Raw genomic sequence first — 22,379 nt, forward strand, 5'->3', positions numbered from 1 at the left:
GCGGGCCGTTATCATGAGGCCTGCGGTCGACTGCCTGGAACGGGCAAAAATGATCGCCATCCTCGTCGATCTTGGCGCATTGCACACTTGAACAGGACAAGCATGGAACCGCGCATCATTCACCGGCCCGGGGTCGGCACCACGGCCGGCGTGTTGCAGAAGCAGGAACTGGAATTCAAGCGCCTGTTCATCGACCAGCCGGTGCTGATCGTCGTCGAGCGCGGCAGCAAGGCGCTGCGCTGGGCGCAGGGCGAGTACATCATCCGTGCCGGCGAGGCGATTGCCATCGCCGGCGGCCAGACGGTGGATATCATCAACCGGCCGGCCGCGGACGGCAGCTACCGCGCCTTCTGGCTGGTCTGGGATGCCGCGTTGATCGCCGCCCATGCCCAGGCTCACCCCGCCCAGCCGGTGATTCGCCATGCCCGGCCACTGCTCGGCCAGCCCGCCGAATTCATGGCCGCCTTTCGGCGCGCGGTCGATGGCGTCGAGGACGAGGCGATGCCGGCCGACATCGCCCGCCATCGGGCCGGCGAAATGTTGTTGTGGATCGGCGCCCAGGGCGGCAAATTTGCCCCGGCCGAGACGTTGACCGTAGTGATCAAGGTGCGCCGGCTGATCGGCAGCGACCTGGCTCGTGACTGGAGCGCCGCCGCCATCGCCTCGGCGCTGGCGATGAGCGAAGCGACGCTGCGCCGCCGACTGGCCGACGAGGACACCAGCCTGTCGGAAATCCTGCTCGATGCCCGCATGTCGTTCGCCCTCAACCTGCTGCAATGCAGCGCCCAGCCGGTGACGCAGATCGCCTACCACGTCGGCTACCAGTCGCCGTCGCATTTCGCCGTGCGTTTTCGCCAGCGCTTCGGTTTCTCGCCGAGCGCCATCCGCCAGGGCGCGCTGCGGGCCTGAACGCCTTCCGGTAAAATCGCCGGCATGCTGATCTTCCTCTCCCCCGCCAAGTCGCTCGACTACAAGACGCCGCCGCACGTCGCCACGCATACGCTGCCGGCCCATCTGAAACAATCCGAAGCGCTGATCAAACAGTTGCGCAAGCTGGCGCCGGCCGACATCGCCCAACTGATGGATCTCTCCGACCCGCTGGCCCTGCTCAATTTCAACCGTTACGCCGAGTGGTCGCTGCCGTTCACGCCGGACAATGCCAAGCAGGCGGCGCTCGCCTTCGATGGCGATGTCTATGACGGCCTGAGCGCCAGGACGCTGGCTGCCGACGACCTCGACTTCGCCCAGCAGCAGGTGCGCATCCTCTCTGGTCTCTACGGCATCCTGAAACCGCTCGACCTGATCCAGCCCTACCGGCTGGAAATGGGCACCCGCTTCGCCAACAAGGCCGGCAAGGATCTCTACGCCTTCTGGGGCGAGCGCCTGCTCGATGCAATCAATGGCGAACTAGCCGAAATGCCGCGCCCGGTCGCGGTCAACCTCGCCTCCGAGGAATATTTCAAGGCGGCGGTTGGTCGCAAGCTCAACGGCCAGTTGATCCAGCCGGTGTTCGAGGACTGGAAGAACGGCAAGTACAAGATCATCAGTTTCTACGCCAAGCGGGCACGCGGCCTGATGACGCGCTACGCCGTCCTCAACCGCCTGCGCGCGCCGGAAGGGCTGAAGGATTTCGACATCGACGGCTACGCCTTCGCGCCGGAAGTGTCGGATGAGCAGCGCTGGGTTTTCCGCCGGCGCGAAGCGTGAGCGGCTTTCCGGAACGGCCGTCGATCAGCGAGCGCGGGACGCGGGTGGCGCTGATCTTTGCGCTCGCCGCCGAACGCCTGTCAGCCTTCTACGAACATGGCCAGTGGCTGACCGAGGCGCAGGGGGCGAGTCTGGCCGCCGACTGGCTGGCGCGCTCGAAACGCAGCTTGCCGCTCAGCGAGCGCCGCCAGCTTTCCGGCTTGAGCGATCAACTGGCGCGGCAGATCGCCGGCACCCTGTCGCGCGAAGCGGGGATGTACACCGCCCATGAAATGATGGAAGCGCTCGACCCGCGCTATCACTCGGAACTGGCCGACTCTATGCTGGTCGAGTGCGAACGGCTGCTCGACGGCGCGGCAGCCGACTGAGTTTCAGCCGGCGAGCAGGGCCGACGCCGCCGCCGGCTTCATGATCTGGAAAGCGAGCGTCGTCCGGCCGCGCAGCCGGAGCAGGGCCTTGTCCTTGCTGACCAGTACATTGGCGGCGCAGCGGGCGGCCAGTTCGAGGAACTTCTGGTCGTCGCGGTCCTTGCAGCGCGGCAGGTGCGGCGCCTCGCCGGGGGGCACGAGCTGGATCAGGCCGCTGTAGCGGGCGTAGCGCTCGCTGATCATGTCCGGCGTCATTTTCAGTTGCGGGTAGGTCAGCACCCGCTGCAACTCGTCGAGCGTGCGCTCGTCGGCAAAGCATTCGATCTGCCCGGCTTCGAGCGCGGCCATGATCGGCACGGCATCGGTATTGGCCCAGTGGAAGAGATCGAGGACGACGTTGGTATCGAGAACAAAGCGCAGCATGGCGCGGATTGTAACTCAAAGGCCATCAAAGAATAAAAATTGTAACTTTAACTGATTGATTTGTATGTGTTGTTTCTTCTGTGCTTTGTCATTTTCGAGAGTTAAAAAACAACATGGGGCATTCGTCATAGACATGCTTGAACTGTGAAATAGCAATGGCGGCAATGGCGCAGGAATGCCGTCATTCGAGTGAAGAATCTCGATGAGTGCAAGCGGCCAGAAGCGGCCGGCGGTCGAGTTGCCCGAAAGCAGTCGTATAATGCCATTGGCACCTTTTGGTGTATGCAGGGTTTGGCGGAAAATTAAGTAGTTGATACAGCTGGCAGCATCTTAAAAATTGCATATAAAACAATTAATTAAGCCAATTATCGTTGCCAAGTTATCCATCTCGAATTCGAGAAACCCTGCAAAATTAACGTCTACTTTACGTTCGGTGTCACACAACTCTCTTCAATAGGAAAGTAAATGGAAAACTGGGATCCACTTGAAATTCAAGGCTCGGCAACCTCCGAAATTGTGGCTGCCGCGAAGAAGCGAGAAATTAAAAACATCCTCAAATCGTACGTCGGATTCTTTGATCCGTTCTGTGAGCTTATCCAAAATTCAATGGATGCAGTTGACTTACGAAAAAGTCAATTGAAGCCGGAAAATTACAAGAAAAAACTTTGGATTGAGATTGATCTAAAGAACAATACGCTCACGGTAAGGGATAATGGGATTGGCTTCTCTGACGCACAATTCAAAACATTCCTATCTCCTAGCATATCCTTCAAGAACTCAAAAAATAGCCGAGGAAACAAGGGGGTTGGTGCCACTTATCTTGCGTACGGATTTAACAATCTCGAAATAGAAACCAAGACCCCTGACTACTGCGCAAACACCCAAATTCTGAATGGTCGCGCGTGGGTTGATGACGAAGATGCTTCTGTAGCAAGGCCCACGGTAAAAACAGTGAGCGGCAAGGCATCGGTTCTGGAAGACATTGATCGTGGGAGTCGCTTCTCGCTCAAGTTTGAAGGCAATGTTCGCCCCAAAAATCTTGGCTGGATTGGCGCAACAACCGCAGATCAGTGGAAGCACCTGTTGCTGATTAAAACGCCACTTGGCCAAATCATTAATGACGAGTCGAAATCAGAAGTCAGCTTTGATCTTCATGTTATTGATGAAAACGGCGTCACAACAAAACTACTAGATCAGTCGTGTGAATACATATTCCCGCACTCGGTTATAAAGGCTTGCGTACGCATATCAGACATCACCAAGACACAGAAAGAATTACTAGAGCAAGGCAAAGATGCAACTAAGCTACCCCCGAAATTCAAAAAGTTGAATGGGGTGTACGAATATTGGAACACAGAGTCACTTAAGAATCTTGTTCAGTCCGATGAAGACAAAGAACTAATCGAAAAATACGGCGTATGGGCTTACGGTTTTTTTTGCTACTCAGCCGTCAGGGTTTTTGACAAATTTAATGATGAGACTGCGGGTTTGCGAAAGGGGCAACGCATACTTCGAGGCGGACTACAGCTAGCCACGAATGCCATGCCTCAGGGGGAACTAATCACAATTCCTCTAACGTCAAATATTGGCTACCAAAATCAGGCCCATGTAGTCGCTCATCTGAGCAACGCCGATCCGGATCTGGGTAGAAAGGGTTTTCAACCCGAGCTACAAAAACTCAGCGAGAGAATTTCGGTTAGTGTCGTTAACAGGCTAAAAGCGTGGCGAAGCAATCTCCTGGTAGATAGCGGCCCAGGAACTGCCCATCAAGAAAATCTTAATATTGATGAATGGATAAACAGCCAGAAAGAACACGAGAAGACACATCCAATCAACTTAAAGAACCCCAATTTCTTTGTGCCAATCAACGAAGTGTCTATCTCGGCCGAACCAAATTCAGAGCAAGACGTTGTTGCCCTTTTTAATCAATTGGTTGCTGGTGGAGTTATTCGAGGGATTAAGATTATGGCCGCAAGTAGCCATAAGCAATATGATGGGTTGTATAGGTTCCATTTGAACCCACCACTATCGAACCACCTTTTTGATAAAGGAAAGAATCCTCTCGGAGTCGAAAACGAAAGCATTTCCGAGGGCTTTGTATCGAAGCCTTATGTTCTTGAATTTAAACATGGCCTAGACTCTTTGATTGCTGAGTTCGAGAACGGAGAAAAGTCAGAATCCTCTATTGACCTTGCCATAGTTTGGAATATGGAGGACAGGTTTCGCGAAAGATATCAGGCAGTAACCCTTCTCCATCCTGAGAACATCCATCTCAGGCAATTCCACGGCATAACACATGAGCTCCACGACGAAAATACCGGCGAAAGGCGCATGGACCTAATTGTTCTATCAGAGCTTATCTCTTATCTTAATAACGCCCCTCAGGAAGAGGCGAATCAGCAGAAAAGGTATATGAACTGACGTCGAGCAATTCCATTAACCGGACGCCAAAAAGCTGCGCTTTTTGGTTCCCTCCGCTGGCGCTCCGGCGCCAGTTATTTCAAACGTTGGACGTCCCCATCTTAAAGACTCCGAGGGTAGCTTTTGACCAAACTGCCGATAGTAGTCAGAAACTGACCGTCGATTAATACTGTCAATGCAGGCTTAGCCCACTTCATCAATACTACTCTTCGTATTGATTGCATTTCAAAACGAGTTGAATTTTGAAATCATAAAATCCAGGCTGATGCCTAAAACATATTAAAAATTAAATAGTTAGGTGGCTTTCTGGTTTTTGTTTTTGGGGGCTCCGCAGCTTATAATGCGCGGCTCTTCAGCGCCTTGCCCGGAATTCCCGTAAATGTCCCGTATTCTTCTCGCCCCGATGGAGGGGCTCGCCGACAATCTGTTGCGCGGCGTGCTGACCGGCATTGGCGGCTACGACTGGGGCATTTGTGAATTTGTCCGGGTTTCCAACAGCGTGCTGCCGGTCAAGACCTACGAGCGGATCTGCCCGGAGCTGCTGACGGGCGGCAAGACGGCAGCCGGTACGCCGATGCGTGTCCAGCTGCTCGGCTCCGACCCGCATTTCATGGCCGAAAACGCGCGTCGCCTGGTGACGCTGAACCCGGCCGGCGTGGACATCAATTTCGGCTGCCCGGCGCCGACCGTGTTCCGGCATCGCGGCGGTTCGGCGCTGCTCGGTGAGCCGGAACTACTTCATGAAATCGTCAGCGCGGTACGGGCGGTGGTGCCGGTCGACATCCCGTTTACGGCAAAAATGCGCCTCGGCATCGAGGACACCAGCCGCGCCGTCGACTGCGCGCTGGCCCTGCAGGCCGGCGGCATCGACGAACTGATCGTGCATGGCCGGACCAAGGTCGATGGCTACCGGCCGCCGGCGCGCTGGGAATGGATCGACAAGGTGCGGGCGGCGGTGAGCATTCCGCTGATCGCCAATGGCGAGGTGTGGACGGCCGAGGATTTCCGGAATTGCCAGCAGGTTTCCGGCTGCGCCGACATCATGCTCGGCCGCGGCGTCATCGCCGACCCGCTGTTGCCGCGCAAGGTGCGCGGCGAGGCAACCGGCGGCTGGGCCGAGGTGGTGCCCGGCGTCGCCGCCTACTGGCTGGGCGTGCGCCACAAGGTGGTGCCGGAGCATGCCGGCGGCCGCGTCAAGCAATGGCTGGCCCTGTTGCGCCGTACATACCCGGAAGCCGAAGTGCTCTACCAGACCCTGCGCCCGATCAAGACGGCGGAGGGGATCGATGCGGCGTTACTCGCCGCCGGCGTGCTGCAGGAAAGGCCGGTGCTGCAATGAGCGCCACCCACGACGGCAATTCGCGGTTCATCTCCAGCGCCCAGGACGGGCCGCACCGCGACCTGGAGGAACTCGTCCGCCGCCACATGGCGCACCCGTTCCGCAAGCCGATCCTCGATTACAACCGGGAGGCCTTCGCCGCCGCCATGGCTGCCCGCGCCGCCTGGCAACCAGATGCGCCGCTGATCCTGGATGCCGGTTGCGGCGTCGGCTGGAGCACGCTGCGGCTGGCCGAGCAGTTTCCCGATCATTTCGTGTTCGGCGTCGATCAGTCGAGCGACCGCATCGGGCGCGGCAAGCCGATGGCGCTGCCGGCCAATGCCGTGCTGATCCGTGCCGATCTGGTCGATTTCTGGCGCCTGCTGGCCGAGCACGGCGTGCGGCTGGCCCGCCATTACAACCTCTACCCGAACCCGTGGCCGAAGATCGGCCACCTGGCCCGGCGCTGGCAGGGGCATGCGGTGTTTCCGGTCTGGCGCGAACTGGGCGGCGAACTGGAATGCCGCAGCAACTGGCGCATCTACATCGAGGAAATGGCGCAGGCGCTGACCCTGCTCACCGGCCAGCCGGTCGCCGCCGAGCCATATGCCACCGACGATCCGATGACGCCTTTCGAGAAGAAATACCTCGCTTCCGGCCATCAGCTATGGCGCTGCCGGGTCAGTCTGCAATGAGCGTCTGCCAGTCCTGCGGCGCTTGCTGTGTCAGCTTTCGCGTCGATTTCCACCCGGCCGAGCTGGCCGGCGGCGCTTTTTCCTGGGGGCAGGGCGTGCCGCCGGCCATGACTTTGCCGGTCACCGCCAACATCGTCCGCATGGCCGGCACCGATGCCAGCCCGGCGCGCTGCGTGGCGCTGGCCGGCGAGATCGGGGTGGCGGTAAATTGCACCATTTACGACGGTCGACCGTCGCCCTGCCGCGAATTCGATACCGAGCATGCCGCCTGCGGGCGGGCCCGGCAGCGCTGCGGCCTGCCGCCGCTTTAAGCGCTGGCCGCGCTTTCCCAGGGCGGGGCAGGCTGGAACAGGCTGGCCAGTTCATCGAGCAAGACCCGAACTTTCGGCACGCGGACCCGGCTCGGCGTATAGCAGGCGTAAAGATGGCGGCCGAAGCTGCTCATCGGCTCGAAATCGTCGAATAGCGTCTTGAGTCGGCCGGCGGCGATTTCCGGGCCGCACAGGTAGGTCGGCAGCAGCGCGATACCATGCCCGGCCAGCGTGGCGTCGAGAATGCAATCGACGTTGTTGAAACGGATCTTGCTGTCGATCGGAATGCGGATTTCATCACCGTTGCGGTCGAGTAGCTGCCACTCCCGGCTGTCGTCGGCGAGCAGGAAGGTGAAGCACTGGTGATGGCTGAGTTCGTGCGGCGTCTTCGGCTCACCATGCGCCGCGAAGTAGGCCGGCGTTGCGCAGATCACCCGTTTCATGTGCGCCAGCTTGCGCGCCACGGCATCCTGCGGCGGGCTCTTGGTCAGGCGTAGCGCGAGGTCGATGTTGTCTTCGAGCAGGTCGACCAGAGCGTCGGTCAGCACCAGTTCGCAGGTCAGCTCCGGGTATTTGGCGACGATTTTTGGTAGCAGCGGCGCGATGTACAGGCGGCCGAAGGTGATCGAGGCGCTGATGCGCAGCACGCCGTGCGGCGCATCGCCCAGGTTGCGGACGGCGACTTCGGTGCTGTGGATCGCTTCCAGGGCGCGCAGCGCATGCTGGTGAAAGATTTCGCCGGAGGGCGTCAGACTGAGCTTGCGGGTCGAGCGTTCGAACAGGCGGACGCCGAAACTCTGTTCCAGTTCTGCCACCTGCTTGCTGATCTGCGCCCGTGAACAGTCCAGCCGGCGCGCCGCCGCTGCCATACTGCCGCTTTCGACGACCTTGACGAAGGCCTCCCAACTGTTGAGCCATTGCATATTGTCAATGATCCGTTGACGTAGTGGGCCGAATTATCGGCTTTTTGCCAACGGATTTGCTAACTATAGTGTGGTCTCGAACAAGAATTTTGGAATAAGCATATGTTGCGTTCATTGAATCGCCCCGACATCCTGATCGTCACGCTGGCCGCCGCCGGCATCCTGATGGTCACCATGGGCGCCCGCCAGTCGCTCGGCCTGTTCATCGCGCCGATCGACGCCAGTACCGGCCTCGGTATTGCCAGCATCAGCCTGGCGCTGGCCGTCGGCCAATTCACCTGGGGGGCGATCCAGCCGGTGGCTGGCGCCGTGGCCGACCGTTACGGGCCGCGCGCCGTGCTGGTCGGCGGTCTGGTCATCCTCGCCCTCGGTTGCGCCATCACCCCGTTCATGGGCACCGGTTTCGGTCTGGTCGTTTCGCTCGGCCTGCTTTCGGCGATTGGTTCGGGGGCGGGCAGTTTTTCGGTGCTGATCGGCGCTGCCGCCCAGCGCCTGCCGATTGAGTCGCGTGGTGCCGCTTCCGGCGTCATCAATGCCGGCGGTTCCTTCGGCCAGTTCGTTTTTGCCCCGATCCTGCAGAAACTGATCCAGGGCATCGGCTGGATGGGCGCCATGTGGGCGATGGCCCTAATGACGCTGGCCGCCTTGCCGCTGATCGGCAAGCTGACCCGGCCGGTGGACGGGCACGTTGCGCACACGCATGAAGAAGGCGGCCTGAAGCGGGCGGTCGGCACGGCGATGAAAGATCCGAGCTACCTGCTGCTGCATGCCGGCTTCTTTACCTGCGGCTTCCATATCGCCTTCTTGGTCACCCATCTGCCGGGCGAGGTCAATCTGTGCGGTCTGCCGCCGGCGGTCGCCAGCTGGTCGCTGGCCATCATCGGGCTGGCCAATATTTTCGGCAGCCTGTACGCCGGTTCCTGCGTCGCCAAGTACCGCAGCAAGTACGTGTTGGCCGCGATGTATGCCTCGCGCGCCGTGCTGATCGCGCTTTACCTGATGGCGCCGCGCACCGAGCTGACCTTCTATCTGTTCGCCGCCGGCCTCGGTTTCACCTGGCTGGCCACCGTGCCGCCGACCGCCGCCATCGTCGGCAAGCTGTTCGGCATTCGCTATCTGGCGACGCTGTTCGGCCTGACCCTGCTCAGCCACCAGATCGGCGGCTTCCTCGGCGCTTACCTGGGCGGGCTGGTGATTACGCAGTTCGGCGACTTCGGCTGGATGTGGTACGCCGACATGGCGCTGGCCCTGGCGGCGGCGATCATCAATCTGCCGATCCGCGAAGCGCCGATCGCCCCGAAACTGGCGGTTGCCTGAACAGAATACAAAATAAAAGGAGAACAGCACCCATGACGACACTACGTAGCGATGTATCCATTGCCGAGTTGAACGAGCGCGGCCAGGAATACCTGCCGGGCTATCTCGGCATCCAGATCCTCAGCCTGGCGCCGAATACCGTAAGCAGCCGGATGCCGGTCAAGAAACTGCATTTCGCCCCGAACGACTTCCTGCATGCGGCGAGTGTCGTCGCGCTGGCCGATACGACCTGCGGCTACGCGACCATCGCCCATCTGCCGGACGGTGCCCAGTCCTTCACCACCATCGAACTGAAGAGCAACCATCTCGGTACGGTCAAGGAGGGCAGCATCGCCTGCGTGGCGACGGCGCAGCATCTCGGGCGCAATACGCAGGTCTGGGATGCGGTGGTCACCGATGAGGCGAACGGGCGGAAGATCGCACTCTTCCGCTGCACGCAGATGATTCTCTGGCCGAAGGGCTGAGTTTCGGCTTGGTTTAAGCGCCGTCCTGGCTTCAGGACGGCGACAGCGTCGCCACGACGCGGCCGGGTTCGATGCGGATGCTGCGCAGCAGCCAGCGGGCGGCGATTTCCTCGGCGCTGCCGTCCTCGCGCAGCACATAGACCGGCTTGCTGCGGAAATAGCTGGCGATTAGCGCGTTGATCGCCTGCTTGGCCCCTGGCGCCGCTTCGCGCGGTATGGCCTGCGATTCGATGCTGTGGGCGACCGGGTTTTCTAGGAAGAAGGCTTTGCGCTGGTCGTCGTAGCGGACGCCGGCCGTCCCGGTGACATCGACCGGTACGGCGCTGCCGCCAAGCAGCGCGATGTACAGGCGGGCGGCGATGCCGACCTTGCCTTCCGGGTTGCCTAGCGTGATGCGTGGCGCCTCGCGCAGCGTCACGGTCATCCAGCCGCCGTAGTTTTGCGACAGCTGACCGTTCTTGAGCAGCGAATTCTGGATTTCCGTTTCCGAAAACACCACTTCCCGGTCGAACAGGGCGGCGCCGACGCTGCCGACCAGGGCCAGGCCGGCGGCGAGCAATAGCGCGAAGCGCGTCGTTTTCATGCTGGCTACTGCACCAGTTCCAGCAGCTTGGCGAAGGCCTCGGCAAACTGCTTGAGGCCGGCTGCCAGCAATTCCTGGCCGACGGCATCGAGGTCGATGCCCAGGGCGGCGAGGGCAGCCAGTTGCGCCTGCGCGGCATCGAGCTGGCGACCCAGCGTGGCAGCCGCTTCGCCGTGGTCGCGGAAGGCGGTGAGGGTGACGTCGGGCACGGTATTGACGGTGCCAGCGCCGATCAGTTCCTCGACGTAAATTACATCGCGGTAGGCCGGGTTCTTGGTCGAGGTCGAGGCCCAGAGCAGCATCTGTTGCCGGGCGCCGCCGGGCAGGGCGGCGGACTGCTGCCAGCGGGCGTATTCGTTGCGGGCGAAGGCGATGGCGGTCTTGCCCTGCAATTCAACCGGCAGCTTGGGGTCGAGCAGGCTGTCGAGGCGGCTGATGAAGACGCTGGCCACCGAAGCGATGCGGTCGACCGGCTGGCCGGCGGCAAAACGGCGCTCGATGCCGGCGCGGTAGGCGGCCTGGACGCTGGCCAGTTGGGCCGGCCCGAAGATCAGCGTGACATTGACGTTGATGCCTTCGGCGATGGCGTCGGCAATCGCCGTCAGGCCGGCGGTGGTTGCCGGAATCTTGATCATCGCGTTCGGCCGGTCGATTTCCTGCCACAGCCGGCGGGCGGCAGCCAGCGTGCCGGCTGCGTCGTCGGCCAGGCTCGGTGCCACCTCGAAACTGACGAAGCCGGCTTGGCCTTGGCTGGCGGCATGGAGGGGGGCGAACAGCTCGCAGGCCCGGCGGATATCGGGCAGGACCAGCGTTTCGAAGCGTTTTTCCGGGGTGACCGCAGCACTCTTCAGGCGGGCGGCTTCGGCCTGGTAGCCGGGGTCGGTGCGAATCGCGTTATAGAAGATGGCCGGGTTGGAAGTGACGCCGGCAATGGCGTCGTCGGCGATCCAGCGGGCAAGTTCGCCGGAATCGAGCAACTGGCGGGTCAGGTTGTCCAGCCAGATCTGCTGGCCGAGCGGGGCGATGGCTTTGATGCGAGACATGCGCGTGGGTCCGTTAGCTAAAAACGTCAGTCTAGCAGCGCACTTTCATAAATTCTATTTATCCCCGTTTTGGTCGGGTAAGTCTGTGGATAAGCTCGGGATGGTTTCGCTAATCCATTGTCCGGCAAGGGAAAAGAAGCGTTGCTCAAAAAATGGGCGACTGCCGCCCGGCTATCGCTTATTCAGATCAAAGCTATCGCCACAATGCAATTTTCCGAGCGCGGCCTTTGCGTTAGGCTGCCTGTTTTCACATTTCAGGAGAGCGCGATGCCCTACGTCAATATCAAGATCACCCGCGAAGGGGCGACCGCGGAGCAGAAGGCCGAACTGATCCACGGCGTTACCGAACTGCTGCGCACGGTGCTTGGCAAGAATCCGCAAACCACGGTCGTCGTCATTGATGAAGTGGAGACCGACAACTGGGGGATCGGCGGCGAAAGCGTCACCCTCCGCCGCCAGCGCGGGCAATAGTTTCAAGCGGTCCGGCGCTGTGTATAAGCAGCGTTTATCCACTTTTTTATTGGGTAAGTCTGTGGATAAGCGCTGGATAGATTCGCCAAGTCATTGATGGCGCAGCGTTTGTGGGGGTGTGCTCAAGAATTGGGCAGATTCGCTGTTCTGGGAATAGATAATTTTTATCCCCGTTTTAGTCGGGTAAGTCTGTGGATAAGCTCTGGGCAAGCTGGCCAATCCATTGATCTGGCAAGCCTTTTCCTGCTTTGCGCAAATTTTGAGCAGTCGACCGCCGGGGTCTGGCGCCGGCGCATGCCGCACTTAGCAAAAGCGGTGAGATAACATATAATATATAAGACTTGCGGGCCGGCCTTGGGAAGCAACATGCCGAACCATTCGGCCGTCGCCATTGTCGTAAAATATTCGTTTTCCCAGAGCAACCCTTTACGAAAGGAAGTCGCCGTGCTTGAAGCCTATCGCGCCCACGTAGCAGAGCGTGCAGCCCTCGGTATCCCGCCGCTGCCCCTGTCCAAGCAACAGACCACCGAACTGGTCGGCCTGCTGAAGAATCCGCCGAAGGGCGAAGAAGCCGCTCTGGTCGAGCTGATTACCTACCGCGTTCCGGCCGGTGTGGATGATGCCGCCAAGGTCAAGGCCGAGTTCCTGGCCAAGGTCGCCAAGGGCGAAGAAGCCTGCGCCCTGATCTCCAAGGAAAAAGCCACCGAACTGCTCGGCACCATGCTCGGCGGTTACAACGTCAAGCCGCTGATCGACCTGCTTGCCTGCCCGACCTGCGGCGCCGTCGCCGCCGAAGGCCTGAAGAAGACCCTGCTGGTGTTCGACTTCTTCCACGATGTCGCCGAGCTGGCCAAGGCCGGCAACGCCAATGCCAAGAACGTCATCCAGTCCTGGGCTGACGGCGAGTGGTTTACCTCGCGTCCGGAAGTTCCGGCTTCGCAGAAGCTGACCGTCTTCAAGGTCACCGGCGAAACCAATACCGACGACCTGTCGCCGGCACCGGATGCCTGGTCGCGTCCTGACATCCCGCTGCACGCCCTGGCCATGCTGAAGAACCCGCGTCCGGGTATCGAAGCCGACGAGCCGGGTTCGCGCGGCCCGATCAAGCAACTCGAAGCGCTGGCCAAGAAGGGCAACCTGATCGCCTACGTCGGCGACGTCGTCGGTACCGGTTCTTCCCGCAAGTCGGCCACCAACTCGGTGCTGTGGTTCACCGGCGAAGACATTCCTTTCGTCCCGAACAAGCGTTTCGGTGGCGTCTGCCTCGGCTCCAAGATCGCCCCGATCTTCTTCAACACCATGGAAGATGCCGGCGCGCTGCCGATCGAACTCGATTGCGGCCAGATGGACATGGGCGACGAGATCGAACTGCGTGTCGATGCCGCTACCGCCAAGGTCACCGCGCTGAAGAACGGCACCGTGATCGCCGAATCGCAGCTCAAGACTGCCGTGATCATGGACGAAGTCCGTGCCGGCGGCCGTATTCCGCTGATCATCGGCCGTGGCCTGACCACCAAGGCGCGCGAATTCCTCGGCCTGCCGCAATCCACGCTGTTCCGCCTGCCGCAGAACCCGGCCGACGACGGCAAGGGCTACTCGCTGGCCCAGAAGATGGTCGGCAAGGCCTGTGGCGTGACTGGCATCCTGCCGGGCACCTACTGCGAGCCGAAGATGACCACCGTCGGTTCGCAAGACACCACCGGCCCGATGACCCGCGACGAACTGAAGGATCTGGCCTGCCTCGGCTTCTCCGCCGATCTGGTCATGCAGTCCTTCTGCCACACCGCGGCTTATCCGAAGCTGGTCGACGTCAAGATGCACCGCGAACTGCCGTCCTTCATCTCGACCCGTGGCGGCGTCTCGCTGCGTCCGGGCGACGGCGTCATCCACTCCTGGCTGAACCGCCTGCTGCTGCCGGACACCGTCGGTACCGGCGGTGACTCGCACACCCGTTTCCCGATCGGCATCTCCTTCCCGGCCGGTTCCGGTCTGGTCGCCTTTGCCGCCGCCACCGGCGTCATGCCGCTGGACATGCCGGAATCCGTACTGGTCCGCTTCAAGGGCAAGATGCAGGACGGCATCACCCTGCGCGACCTGGTTAACGCCATTCCGCTGTACGCCATCAAGGCTGGCCTGCTGACCGTCGAGAAGAAGGGCAAGAAGAACGTCTTCTCCGGCCGCATCCTCGAAATCGAAGGTCTGCCGGATCTCAAGGTCGAACAGGCCTTCGAACTGTCCGACGCCGCCGCCGAGCGTTCCGCCGCTGCTTGCGCCATCGCCCTGAACAAGGAACCGATCGTCGAGTACATGCGTTCGAACATCACCCTGATGAAGTGGATGATCGCCGAAGGCTATCAGGATGCCCGCACCCTGAAGCGCCGCATCAATGCCATGGAAGACTGGATTGCCAACGGCACGCTGTTGAAGGCTGACGTCAACGCCCAGTACGCCGCCGTCATCGAAATCGATCTGGCTGAAGTCACCGAGCCGATCCTGGCCTGCCCGAACGATCCGGACGACGTCAAGATCCTCTCCGAAGTCGCCGGCGCCAAGATCGACGAAGTCTTCATCGGCTCCTGCATGACCAACATCGGCCACTTCCGTGCCGCCGGCAAGGTCCTCGAAGGCAAGTCGGACATCCCGACCCGTCTGTGGATCGCTCCGCCGACCAAGATGGATGCGCTGATCCTGACCGAAGAAGGCTACTACGGCGTCCTCGGCAAGTCCGGCGCGCGCATGGAAATGCCGGGCTGCTCGCTGTGTATGGGCAACCAGGCACAGATCCGCAAGGGCTCCACCGCGATCTCCACCTCCACCCGCAACTTCCCGAACCGCCTTGGTATCGACACCCAGGTGTACCTCGGTTCCGCCGAACTGGCCGCCATGTGCGCCCTGGCCGGCCGCATCGTGACCGTTCCGGAATACATGGAGCAGATCAAGCTGGTGAACGCCAAGGCCGGCGAAGTCTATCGCTACATGAACTTCGACCAGATTCCGGAGTTCGTCGAGCAGGCTGCGACCGTCGAGATGTAAGTTGCGAAAATCGACGCTTTTACGGCGTCGACCGCAGGACATTAAAAAGCCCCCGCCGGGAAACTGGCGGGGGCTTTTTCATTACGCTCGCTCTTGATGCGTGTGTCCATTTTGGTGCCTTGCAAGCGAAGATGGACCTGGTCTGAAGAAGCTGAAATTTATGGCTGAAATATAAGAAAAATTAAAAACTTAGCATTCTCGATGTGGCACAGTTCGCACCGGTGCGGGCATGGCGAAGGCCGGGGCTGACCAATGATCGATCCGTACCTTTGGCGACTAACTGCAAACAACCAACTGGGAGCATTCTATGAGCAGCCTACTGATGACACCGGCCGTGGCGCTGATGAATCGCCTGCGGTTTACCGGGAAATTCGCTGTTGTCGTTCTCGTTCTGATGGTCGCCGTTAGCCTCCTGGTCTCCTTGCTCTACCTGCGCCTCGACGCCTCCATCGTGCATGCGCGCAACGAGCTTGATGGCCTGAAAACCGTCAAGCCGTTGATCCGGGTCATTCAGTTCGCGCAGCAGCATCGCGGCCTGTCGGCCGCGGTGCTCGGCGGCAAAGCCGAGCAGAAAGTGGAGGCCGAGCAAAAGGGGAAAGAGCTTGAAGCCGAGTTGGCCAGGGTCGAAAGCGCCTTGTCGGAGAGTTTGCGCAACGGTGCCGATTGGCAGGCGATCCGAGCCGACTGGAGCCGCCTGGCCAATGAAGGCTTCGCCATGCGCCTTTCCGCAAACATCGCGGCGCATCGGGTGCTGATCAGCAAGATTCTGGTCTTTGCGGCGGAAGTCTCCGATTACTACCAACTGACGCAGGACCCGGAAATCGGTTCTTTCTACCTGATGGATACGGCACTGGTCAAATTGCCGGCGCTACTCGAAACGCTGGGCCGGATGCGGGCGAACGGGACCGGCGTGCTAGCCGCCGGCGTCCTCGAGCCGGCGCAGGCCAGCATGCTGAACATTGGATTGGCCAGTATTAGCGATCTGCGCGAACAGTACGAACGCAACCTGGCCAAGACAAAGCGGGAAAACCCGTCGGTGGCGGCAGCGCTGGATGCCTCGTCGCAAAAGTTTCTTTTCGCCCTGGCGCAGTCGGTCGGCGTCGTGCGCGACGATATCCTGACGCAAATGTTCTCGGTCAGCGCCGCCGATTTTCTCAAAGAAACGACGGCGACAATCGATGCCGGCTATGCCCAGATGTTCGACACGCTATTGCCGACATTGGAGCAGTTGATCGATCAGCGGATCGATCGCTTCCAGAAACAGATGTGGATGACCTTCCTGCTGGTCGGCGCTGTCCTACTGTTCGCCGCCTACATGGTGGCCGGCATGTATAGCGCGGTGACCGACAACATTCGCCGGCTTGCCGTCGGCGCCGACGCGATTGCCCAGGGCGATCTGACGACCCGCATCAAGCTGGCCTGCCGGGACGAACTGGAGCGGGTGGCCGACAGCTTCAACAAGATGGCCGAAGCGGTCAATCAGACCGTTCGCAATGTCAGGACCAATGCCGATGCCGTAGCCAGTGCCGCCGAGCGCACTGCAACGTCGTCGGGCCAGATCGCGCAGTCCAGTCGCAACCAGAGCGAAGCGGCTTCGAGCATGGCAGCGGCGGTCGAGCAGACGACGGTCGGCATTGACCACATCAGTTCAAATGCGCGCGATGCCAACGAAATCTCGGAGCGCTCCGGGGAGCTGTCCAGGCAGGGCGGTGATCTGGTCCAGACCGTGGTCGCCGAAATGGGCGAAATCGCCGCGGCGGTGTCGGCCTCGGCCAATGCCGTCGAAGAGCTGGGCCGGCGTTCGCAGGAGATTTCCTCCATCGTCGAAGTGATCAAGGATATTGCCGATCAAACCAATCTGCTGGCGCTCAATGCTGCCATCGAGGCGGCGCGAGCCGGCGAGCAGGGACGCGGCTTCGCCGTCGTTGCCGACGAGGTGCGCAAACTCGCCGAGCGGACGACCAAGTCGACGCAACAGATTTCCGCGATGATCGGCAGCGTCCAGCAGGAAACCCACGCTGCCGTCGATGCGATGAAAGCCGGCGTCAGCAAGGTTGATCGGGGTGTCGCGCTGACCACCTCGGCTGGTCAGACGATGGCCGAGGTGCGCGAAGGCGCAGCGCAGGTCGTTGCCGCAGTCCGCGAAATTTCAGACGCTTTGCGCGAACAGGCGGCCGCCAGTTCGGATATTGCGCGCAATGTCGAAACGATTGCCCAGATGGCGGAAGAGAACTCGGCAGCGGTCGGCGAAAACCACGCTACGGCGGAGCAGTTGCAGGAATTTGCCGATGCGTTGCAGCGCGAGGTTTCACGCTTCAAGGTGGCTTGAGTCCACTGCCAAAGCGGCGACCCGCTTGGTAAAAAAAGGCCGTTTTAGCCGGTCGACCGTCGGACCGCTGTTGGTTCTATGTTGGCCGGAAACTGAAAGCCCTCACCGGGAAAACGGCGAGGGCTTTTAAACGCGCCTGAGGTTCCCGCTGCGATGCTTTGCAGCGGGGGGCGATGCCTTGAAAGCGCTTAGGCCAGATCGAAGCGGTCGGCGTTCATGACCTTCGTCCAGGCGGCGACGAAGTCCTTGACGAACTTCTCCTTGTTGTCGTCCTGTGCATAGACCTCGGCATAGGCACGAAGAACCGAATTCGAGCCGAATACGAGATCGACCCGGGTGGCTGTCCATTTGACGGCACCGGTCTTGCGGTCGCGGATTTCATACAGGTTTTTGCCAACCGGCTGCCAGGTGTAGGCCATGTCGGTCAGGTTGACGAAGAAGTCGTTGCTCAGAACCCCGACGCGGTCGGTAAATACGCCATGTTTGGTGCCACCGTAATTGGTGCCGAGGACGCGCATGCCGCCAACCAGAGCGGTCATCTCATGCGCGCTCAGTCTGAGTAGTTGCGTGCGATCGAGCATCAGTTCCTCGGCGCTGACGGCGTAGTCCTTCTTCAGGAAGTTGCGGAAGCCATCGGCCAAGGGTTCCAGCACCTCGAACGACTCGACATCGGTCATTTCCTGCTTGGCATCGCCGCGGCCCGGCGCGAAGGGAACACTGACACTGAAACCTGCCGCCTGAGCTGCCTGTTCGACGCCGAGGTTGCCAGCCAGAACGATGACGTCCGCGACGCTGGTGCCGGTCTGCGCCGCAATGCTTTCCAGTACGCCCAGCACCTTGGCCAGACGTTGCGGTTCATTGCCTGCCCAGTCCTTTTGCGGGGCAAGACGAATGCGCGCACCGTTGGCGCCGCCGCGTTTATCCGAACCGCGGAAGGTGCGGGCGCTGTCCCAGGCCGTTGCCACCATTTCGCTGATGCTCAGGCCGCTGGCGGCGATCTGGGCTTTGACTGCCGCCACGTCGTAGTACTTGCGGCCTGCCGGCACCGGGTCTTGCCAGATCAGGTCTTCCTGCGGCACATCCGGGCCGATGTAGCGGGCCTTCGGTCCCATGTCACGGTGGGTCAGCTTGAACCAGGCGCGTGCGAAGACTTCCGAGAAATAGGCAGGATCCTTGTGGAAGCGCTCGGCGATCTTGCGGTATTCGGGGTCGAACTTCATCGCCATGTCGGCGTCGGTCATGATCGGCGGGCGGCGAATCGACGGGTCCTCGACATCGACAGGCATGTCTTCTTCCTTGATGTTGACCGGTTGCCACTGCCAGGCGCCGGCCGGGGACTTCTGCAGCCACCAGTCGTAGCCGAAGAGCAGGTCGAAGTAGCCGTTGTCCCATTGCGTCGGGTGAGTGGTCCAGGCGCCTTCGAGGCCGCTCGTCACGGTATCGCGACCGATGCCACGGCTGCTGTGGTTGTTCCAGCCCAGGCCCTGTTCTTCCAGCTCGGCGCCTTCCGGCTCGGGACCCAGCTTGGCGGCGTCGCCATTGCCGTGCGCCTTGCCGACGGTGTGGCCGCCGGCGGTCAGGGCCACGGTTTCCTCGTCGTTCATCGCCATGCGGGCAAAGGTGATGCGGACGTCGCGCGCCGTCTTCAGCGGATCGGGCTGGCCGTCAACGCCCTGTGGGTTGACGTAGATCAGCCCCATCATCACGGCGGCTAGCGGATTCTCCAGATCCCGCTCGCCGGAGTAGCGGCTGTTCGGGTTGTCGGTCGGGGCCAGCCATTCCTTCTCGGAGCCCCAGTAGATGTCCTTTTCCGGTTGCCAAATGTCCTCGCGGCCAAAACCGTAACCGAAGGTCTTCAGACCCATCGATTCATAGGCCATGTTGCCGGCGAGGATGATCAGGTCGGCCCAGCTCAACTTGTTGCCGTATTTTTTCTTGATTGGCCAGAGCAGGCGGCGGGCCTTGTCCAGGTTGGCGTTATCGGGCCAGGAATTCAAGGGGGCGAAGCGCTGATTGCCGGTTCCGCCACCGCCCCGGCCGTCTGCCGTGCGGTAGCTGCCCGCTGCGTGCCAGGCCATGCGGATCATCAGGCCGCCATAGTGGCCCCAGTCCGCCGGCCACCATTCCTGGCTGTCGGTCATCAAGGCCCTGAGGTCATTCTTCAAGGCTGCGACATCCAGCTTCTTGACCTCTTCGCGGTAGTTGAAGTCCGCTCCCATCGGATTGGTCTTGCTGTCGTGCTGGTGCAGGATGTCCAGGTTCAGGGCCTTTGGCCACCACGCCATGGTTTGCATGCTGGCCGAAGTGGCGCCACCGTGCATGACCGGGCACTTGCCAGCAGAACTTGCATTGTTTTGATCCATTTCTCTTCTCTCCTCAGTGAATGACGTTATTGGAAGCAGGCAAACTGATATTAGGAAAGCATGACACTTATTGCTAATTGATTGGCTGGATACTGTTGATAGGTAATCGCTATTCAGACTCCGATGTCAGAACGGCAAAGCGGCCGGGATTTTTTCTGCTTTTGGAATGTCGTTAGAATAAGGCGGCCGGCCTTGCCGAAGGAGATGCCCGTGATCCGTGATTCGTTCTGCCGCAAGCTGTGTCGTATCTGCATCGCTAGCCTTGGGGCTGCTTTGATGAGTGCCGCCACGGCTCAGTCGGGCGATATGCTGCCGCAAGCACCGAGCTATGTCGGTGAAATCCGCCGTGGCGCCGATGGCAAATTGATCGCCTTGCCGGAAGCGGAGCTGTCGATGCAGAAGCGCTGGGGCGATGCGGCGCCGAAGGCGACGATGCGGGTCGGCAGTGGCGAAAAGATCAGCACCCTGACCGAGGCGGCGCGTTTGGCGCGCGATGGCGAAGTGATCGAAATCCGCCCCGGCAACTACCGCGGCCAGCCGGTGGTGTGGACGCAGGACAATCTGCTGATTCGCGGCGTCGGCGAACGGCCGGTAATGCTGGCCGATGGTCGTAGCGCCGAGGACAAGGCAACCTGGGTCGTGCGCGGCGGGCATGTCCGGATCGAGAATATCGAGTTTCGCGGTGCCCGGGCCAGCCATGCCAACGGTGCCGGCATTCGCTTCGAGCGCGGCGAGTTGACGGTGCATGGCTGTCGTTTCGCCGACAACGAGATGGGCATCCTGACCGCCAACCAGGCGACCATGGCGCTGACCGTCAGCGACAGCGAGTTTGCCGATGCGCCGCGCGATGCCCGCGATGTGCATCATCTGCTCTATGTCGGCGCCATCGGCAAGTTCGTGCTGCGCGGCAGCCGTTTCCAGAACGGCTACCTCGGCCACCTGGTCAAATCGCGGGCCCGTGAAAACCATATTCTCTACAACATGCTGGTCGATGGCGCGACCGGGCGGGCTTCCTACGAGCTGGAGTTCCCGAACGGCGGCATCGCCTACGTCATCGGCAATGTCATCGGGCAGAGCGCGGGGACGGACAATCCGAGCCTGGTCGCTTTCGGTGCCGAAGGCCAGCGCTGGCCGGAAAACGCCCTCTACCTGGCGCACAACACCTTGCTCAACGATGCGCACGCCGGCAGCTTCTTGTCGGTCTGGGCCGACCGCTTTGCTGGCGGCGTCGATGTCTGGGCGATCAACAACCTGAGCGTCGGCAATGGCAATTTCTTCCAGCCGGCGCAGGGCCGTTTCGAAGGCAACCGGGCGGTGGGGCGCGGCGAGCTGATCGAGTATGCCGGCGTGCCATCGCGGCTGGCCAATCTGTCGCCTTTGCGCGGCAGCGTCCGGGTGCCCGGGCGGGGCGGTGAAATGGATTTGCTGCCGACTGCGGAATTTGTCGCGCCGGCCGGCACCCGGCCGGTGCGTGTCAGCAGTGCGCTATCGCCCGGCGCTTTTCAGTGATGCCGGGCGGCGCCTGAAAATTGCCGTTTTTGCGGTGTCGACCGCAGGAAAGCCGGCGCCGGCTTTCCTGCTTTTCCAGCCAGCCCGATCAGGGCAGCGGCGCGAACTCGACCGGTACCCAGCTATAGCCCTTGGCGTCCTTGCGAACATGGCCGATACCCGGGAAGGGCAGGTGCATGCCGCCGACCAGCAGTTTTTCCTTGGCGGCCCGGGCGAAGATCTGCTTGCGGGTGGTGACGGCAGCCTTGCGGTCGTTGTCGAACTCGATGGCGACCTGGGGACGGGCAAACTGCACGGCATGGTTATGCACGATGTCACCCCAGATCAATAGCTTCTCCTCGCCGCTGCCGATCAGGTAGGCGCTGTGGCCGGGCGTGTGGCCGTTGGCGGCGAGGCTGCTGATGCCAGGCAGCAATTCCTGGTCGCTGGCAAAGGTCTTCCATTTGCCGGCAGCGCGGTAGGGGGCGGCGGCATCGCGCGCCATCTTGAAGAAGCCCTGCATTTCCTTCGGTGCCTTGGCGGCGACTTCCTCGCTCAGCCAGAAATCGTGGTCGGCCTGCGCCGCCCAGATTTCGGCATTGGTGAAGATGGCCTTGCCGTCGGCGTCGATCAGGCCGTTGACGTGGTCGCCGTGGAGGTGGGTGGCGAGCACGGCATCGACCTGTTCCGGCGCGTAGCCGGCAGCTTTCAGGTTGTTGACGATGTTGCCGAGCGTCGGCCCGAACAGCTTGGCGGCGCCGGCATCGACCAGCACCAGCTTGCTGCCGGTGTTGATCAGGTAGGCATTGACCGCGGTCTGCACGGCCGGACCCTTGACGAACAGGCGGGCGAGCAGCTGCTGCACTTCCTTTTCATTGGTGTTCTTGAGCAACTTGGTATCGAGCTTGATCGCGCCGTCGTAGAGGGCGGTGACTTCGATCTGGCCGAGCTGCATCCGGTAATAGCCGGGGACCTGAGTCTTCTGTTGAGGCGCCTCGGCGAGGGCAAGGCTGCTGCAGAGCAGGAAGCAACTGGCGAGCAGGCTGCGGAGCAGCGATTTGGGCTGTGCGTTCATGCAATTCTCCTGGTTGGGGGGAATGCAGTATCCCATGACTATGGGAT

Annotated in this window: 19 protein-coding genes; 13 read left to right on the forward strand and 6 right to left on the reverse strand. The window is 61.0% G+C overall.

Annotation, left to right across the window (positions count from 1 at the left end):
- The first annotated feature begins 102 nt into the window (after positions 1 to 102).
- Genes GH663_RS03920 through GH663_RS03930 form a run of 3 tightly spaced genes read left to right on the forward strand, consistent with a single transcriptional unit; the run spans position 103 to position 2,075 of the window.
- Positions 103 to 909 (forward strand): AraC family transcriptional regulator, encoded by an 807-nt coding sequence (locus GH663_RS03920; protein WP_153130393.1) that lies wholly within the window; start codon positions 103 to 105, stop codon positions 907 to 909.
- Between the two features lie 24 nt (positions 910 to 933).
- Positions 934 to 1,707, forward strand: a complete 774-nt coding sequence (gene yaaA, locus GH663_RS03925; RefSeq protein ID WP_153130394.1) for a peroxide stress protein YaaA — start codon at positions 934 to 936, stop codon at positions 1,705 to 1,707.
- On the forward strand, positions 1,704 to 2,075 hold the full coding sequence (locus GH663_RS03930) for a hypothetical protein (protein WP_153130395.1): 372 nt from the start codon (positions 1,704 to 1,706) through the stop codon (positions 2,073 to 2,075). Before yaaA ends, GH663_RS03930 begins: the two co-directional genes overlap by 4 nt.
- A 3-nt stretch (positions 2,076 to 2,078) precedes the next feature.
- Here the strand turns inward: GH663_RS03930 and GH663_RS03935 are convergent, their stop codons facing one another.
- On the reverse strand, positions 2,079 to 2,498 hold the full coding sequence (locus GH663_RS03935; protein WP_153130396.1) for a putative toxin-antitoxin system toxin component, PIN family: 420 nt from the start codon (positions 2,496 to 2,498) through the stop codon (positions 2,079 to 2,081).
- 465 nt (positions 2,499 to 2,963) lie between these two features.
- Between GH663_RS03935 and GH663_RS03940 the strand changes: the two genes are divergently transcribed.
- The 4 genes from GH663_RS03940 (at position 2,964) to GH663_RS03955 (ending at position 7,243) form a co-directional block, all read left to right on the forward strand.
- Positions 2,964 to 4,919 (forward strand): ATP-binding protein, encoded by a 1,956-nt coding sequence (locus tag GH663_RS03940; protein WP_153130397.1) that lies wholly within the window; start codon positions 2,964 to 2,966, stop codon positions 4,917 to 4,919.
- Positions 4,920 to 5,298: 379 nt separating this feature from the next.
- Positions 5,299 to 6,258 (forward strand): tRNA dihydrouridine synthase, encoded by a 960-nt coding sequence (locus tag GH663_RS03945; RefSeq protein ID WP_153130398.1) that lies wholly within the window; start codon positions 5,299 to 5,301, stop codon positions 6,256 to 6,258.
- On the forward strand, positions 6,255 to 6,932 hold the full coding sequence (gene trmB, locus GH663_RS03950; RefSeq protein WP_153130399.1) for a tRNA (guanine(46)-N(7))-methyltransferase TrmB: 678 nt from the start codon (positions 6,255 to 6,257) through the stop codon (positions 6,930 to 6,932). Before GH663_RS03945 ends, trmB begins: the two co-directional genes overlap by 4 nt.
- Positions 6,929 to 7,243: a YkgJ family cysteine cluster protein gene (locus GH663_RS03955; RefSeq protein WP_170291330.1), complete on the forward strand. Its 315-nt coding sequence runs from the start codon at positions 6,929 to 6,931 to the stop codon at positions 7,241 to 7,243. The genes trmB and GH663_RS03955 overlap by 4 nt, the downstream gene beginning before the upstream one ends.
- Here the strand turns inward: GH663_RS03955 and GH663_RS03960 are convergent.
- On the reverse strand, positions 7,240 to 8,166 hold the full coding sequence (locus GH663_RS03960) for a LysR family transcriptional regulator (RefSeq protein WP_153130401.1): 927 nt from the start codon (positions 8,164 to 8,166) through the stop codon (positions 7,240 to 7,242). The two genes, GH663_RS03955 and GH663_RS03960, sit on opposite strands and share 4 nt — an antisense overlap.
- 102 nt (positions 8,167 to 8,268) lie before the next feature.
- Here GH663_RS03960 and GH663_RS03965 point away from each other — a divergent pair, with 102 nt between their 5' ends.
- Positions 8,269 to 9,483, forward strand: coding sequence for an MFS transporter (locus tag GH663_RS03965; protein WP_153130402.1), 1,215 nt, complete (start codon positions 8,269 to 8,271; stop codon positions 9,481 to 9,483).
- A 32-nt stretch (positions 9,484 to 9,515) separates the two neighbouring features.
- Entirely contained in the window at positions 9,516 to 9,947 is a 432-nt protein-coding gene (locus tag GH663_RS03970) for a PaaI family thioesterase (RefSeq protein ID WP_153130403.1), read from the forward strand.
- A gap of 31 nt (positions 9,948 to 9,978) precedes the next feature.
- On the opposite strand, the gene GH663_RS03975 is transcribed toward GH663_RS03970, so the two are convergent.
- Together GH663_RS03975 and tal are read right to left on the reverse strand one after the other, a co-directional pair.
- Positions 9,979 to 10,530: a DUF1439 domain-containing protein gene (locus tag GH663_RS03975; RefSeq protein ID WP_153130404.1), complete on the reverse strand. Its 552-nt coding sequence runs from the start codon at positions 10,528 to 10,530 to the stop codon at positions 9,979 to 9,981.
- Between the two features lie 5 nt (positions 10,531 to 10,535).
- Positions 10,536 to 11,573: a transaldolase gene (gene tal, locus GH663_RS03980; protein WP_153130405.1), complete on the reverse strand. Its 1,038-nt coding sequence runs from the start codon at positions 11,571 to 11,573 to the stop codon at positions 10,536 to 10,538.
- A 267-nt stretch (positions 11,574 to 11,840) separates the two neighbouring features.
- On the opposite strand from tal, the gene GH663_RS03985 reads away from it, so the two are divergent.
- The 3 genes from GH663_RS03985 (at position 11,841) to GH663_RS03995 (ending at position 17,406) form a co-directional block, all read left to right on the forward strand.
- Positions 11,841 to 12,044 (forward strand): tautomerase family protein, encoded by a 204-nt coding sequence (locus GH663_RS03985; protein WP_153130406.1) that lies wholly within the window; start codon positions 11,841 to 11,843, stop codon positions 12,042 to 12,044.
- Positions 12,045 to 12,488: 444 nt separating this feature from the next.
- Positions 12,489 to 15,077: a bifunctional aconitate hydratase 2/2-methylisocitrate dehydratase gene (locus GH663_RS03990; RefSeq protein WP_153130818.1), complete on the forward strand. Its 2,589-nt coding sequence runs from the start codon at positions 12,489 to 12,491 to the stop codon at positions 15,075 to 15,077.
- Between the two features lie 307 nt (positions 15,078 to 15,384).
- The gene (locus GH663_RS03995) at positions 15,385 to 17,406 is read left to right on the forward strand and encodes a methyl-accepting chemotaxis protein (protein WP_153130407.1); all 2,022 of its coding nucleotides are present in this window, start codon (positions 15,385 to 15,387) and stop codon (positions 17,404 to 17,406) included.
- A 188-nt stretch (positions 17,407 to 17,594) separates the two neighbouring features.
- On the opposite strand, the gene katG is transcribed toward GH663_RS03995, so the two are convergent.
- A complete protein-coding gene (gene katG / locus GH663_RS04000) occupies positions 17,595 to 19,769 on the reverse strand; it encodes a catalase/peroxidase HPI (protein WP_153130408.1) in 2,175 nt (724 codons plus the stop codon).
- Positions 19,770 to 20,045: 276 nt separating this feature from the next.
- On the opposite strand from katG, the gene GH663_RS04005 reads away from it, so the two are divergent.
- Positions 20,046 to 21,278 carry a right-handed parallel beta-helix repeat-containing protein gene (locus tag GH663_RS04005; RefSeq protein ID WP_246181491.1) on the forward strand — a complete coding sequence of 411 codons (1,233 nt, stop codon included), beginning with the start codon at positions 20,046 to 20,048 and terminating at the stop codon, positions 21,276 to 21,278.
- Positions 21,279 to 21,366: 88 nt separating this feature from the next.
- Here the strand turns inward: GH663_RS04005 and GH663_RS04010 are convergent, their stop codons facing one another.
- The gene (locus tag GH663_RS04010) at positions 21,367 to 22,332 is read right to left on the reverse strand and encodes an MBL fold metallo-hydrolase (RefSeq protein WP_153130409.1); all 966 of its coding nucleotides are present in this window, start codon (positions 22,330 to 22,332) and stop codon (positions 21,367 to 21,369) included.
- Positions 22,333 to 22,379 lie beyond the last annotated feature (47 nt).

This window comes from Dechloromonas hortensis (genome assembly GCF_009469765.1).
Taxonomy (GTDB): Bacteria; Pseudomonadota; Gammaproteobacteria; order Burkholderiales; family Rhodocyclaceae; genus Azonexus; species Azonexus hortensis.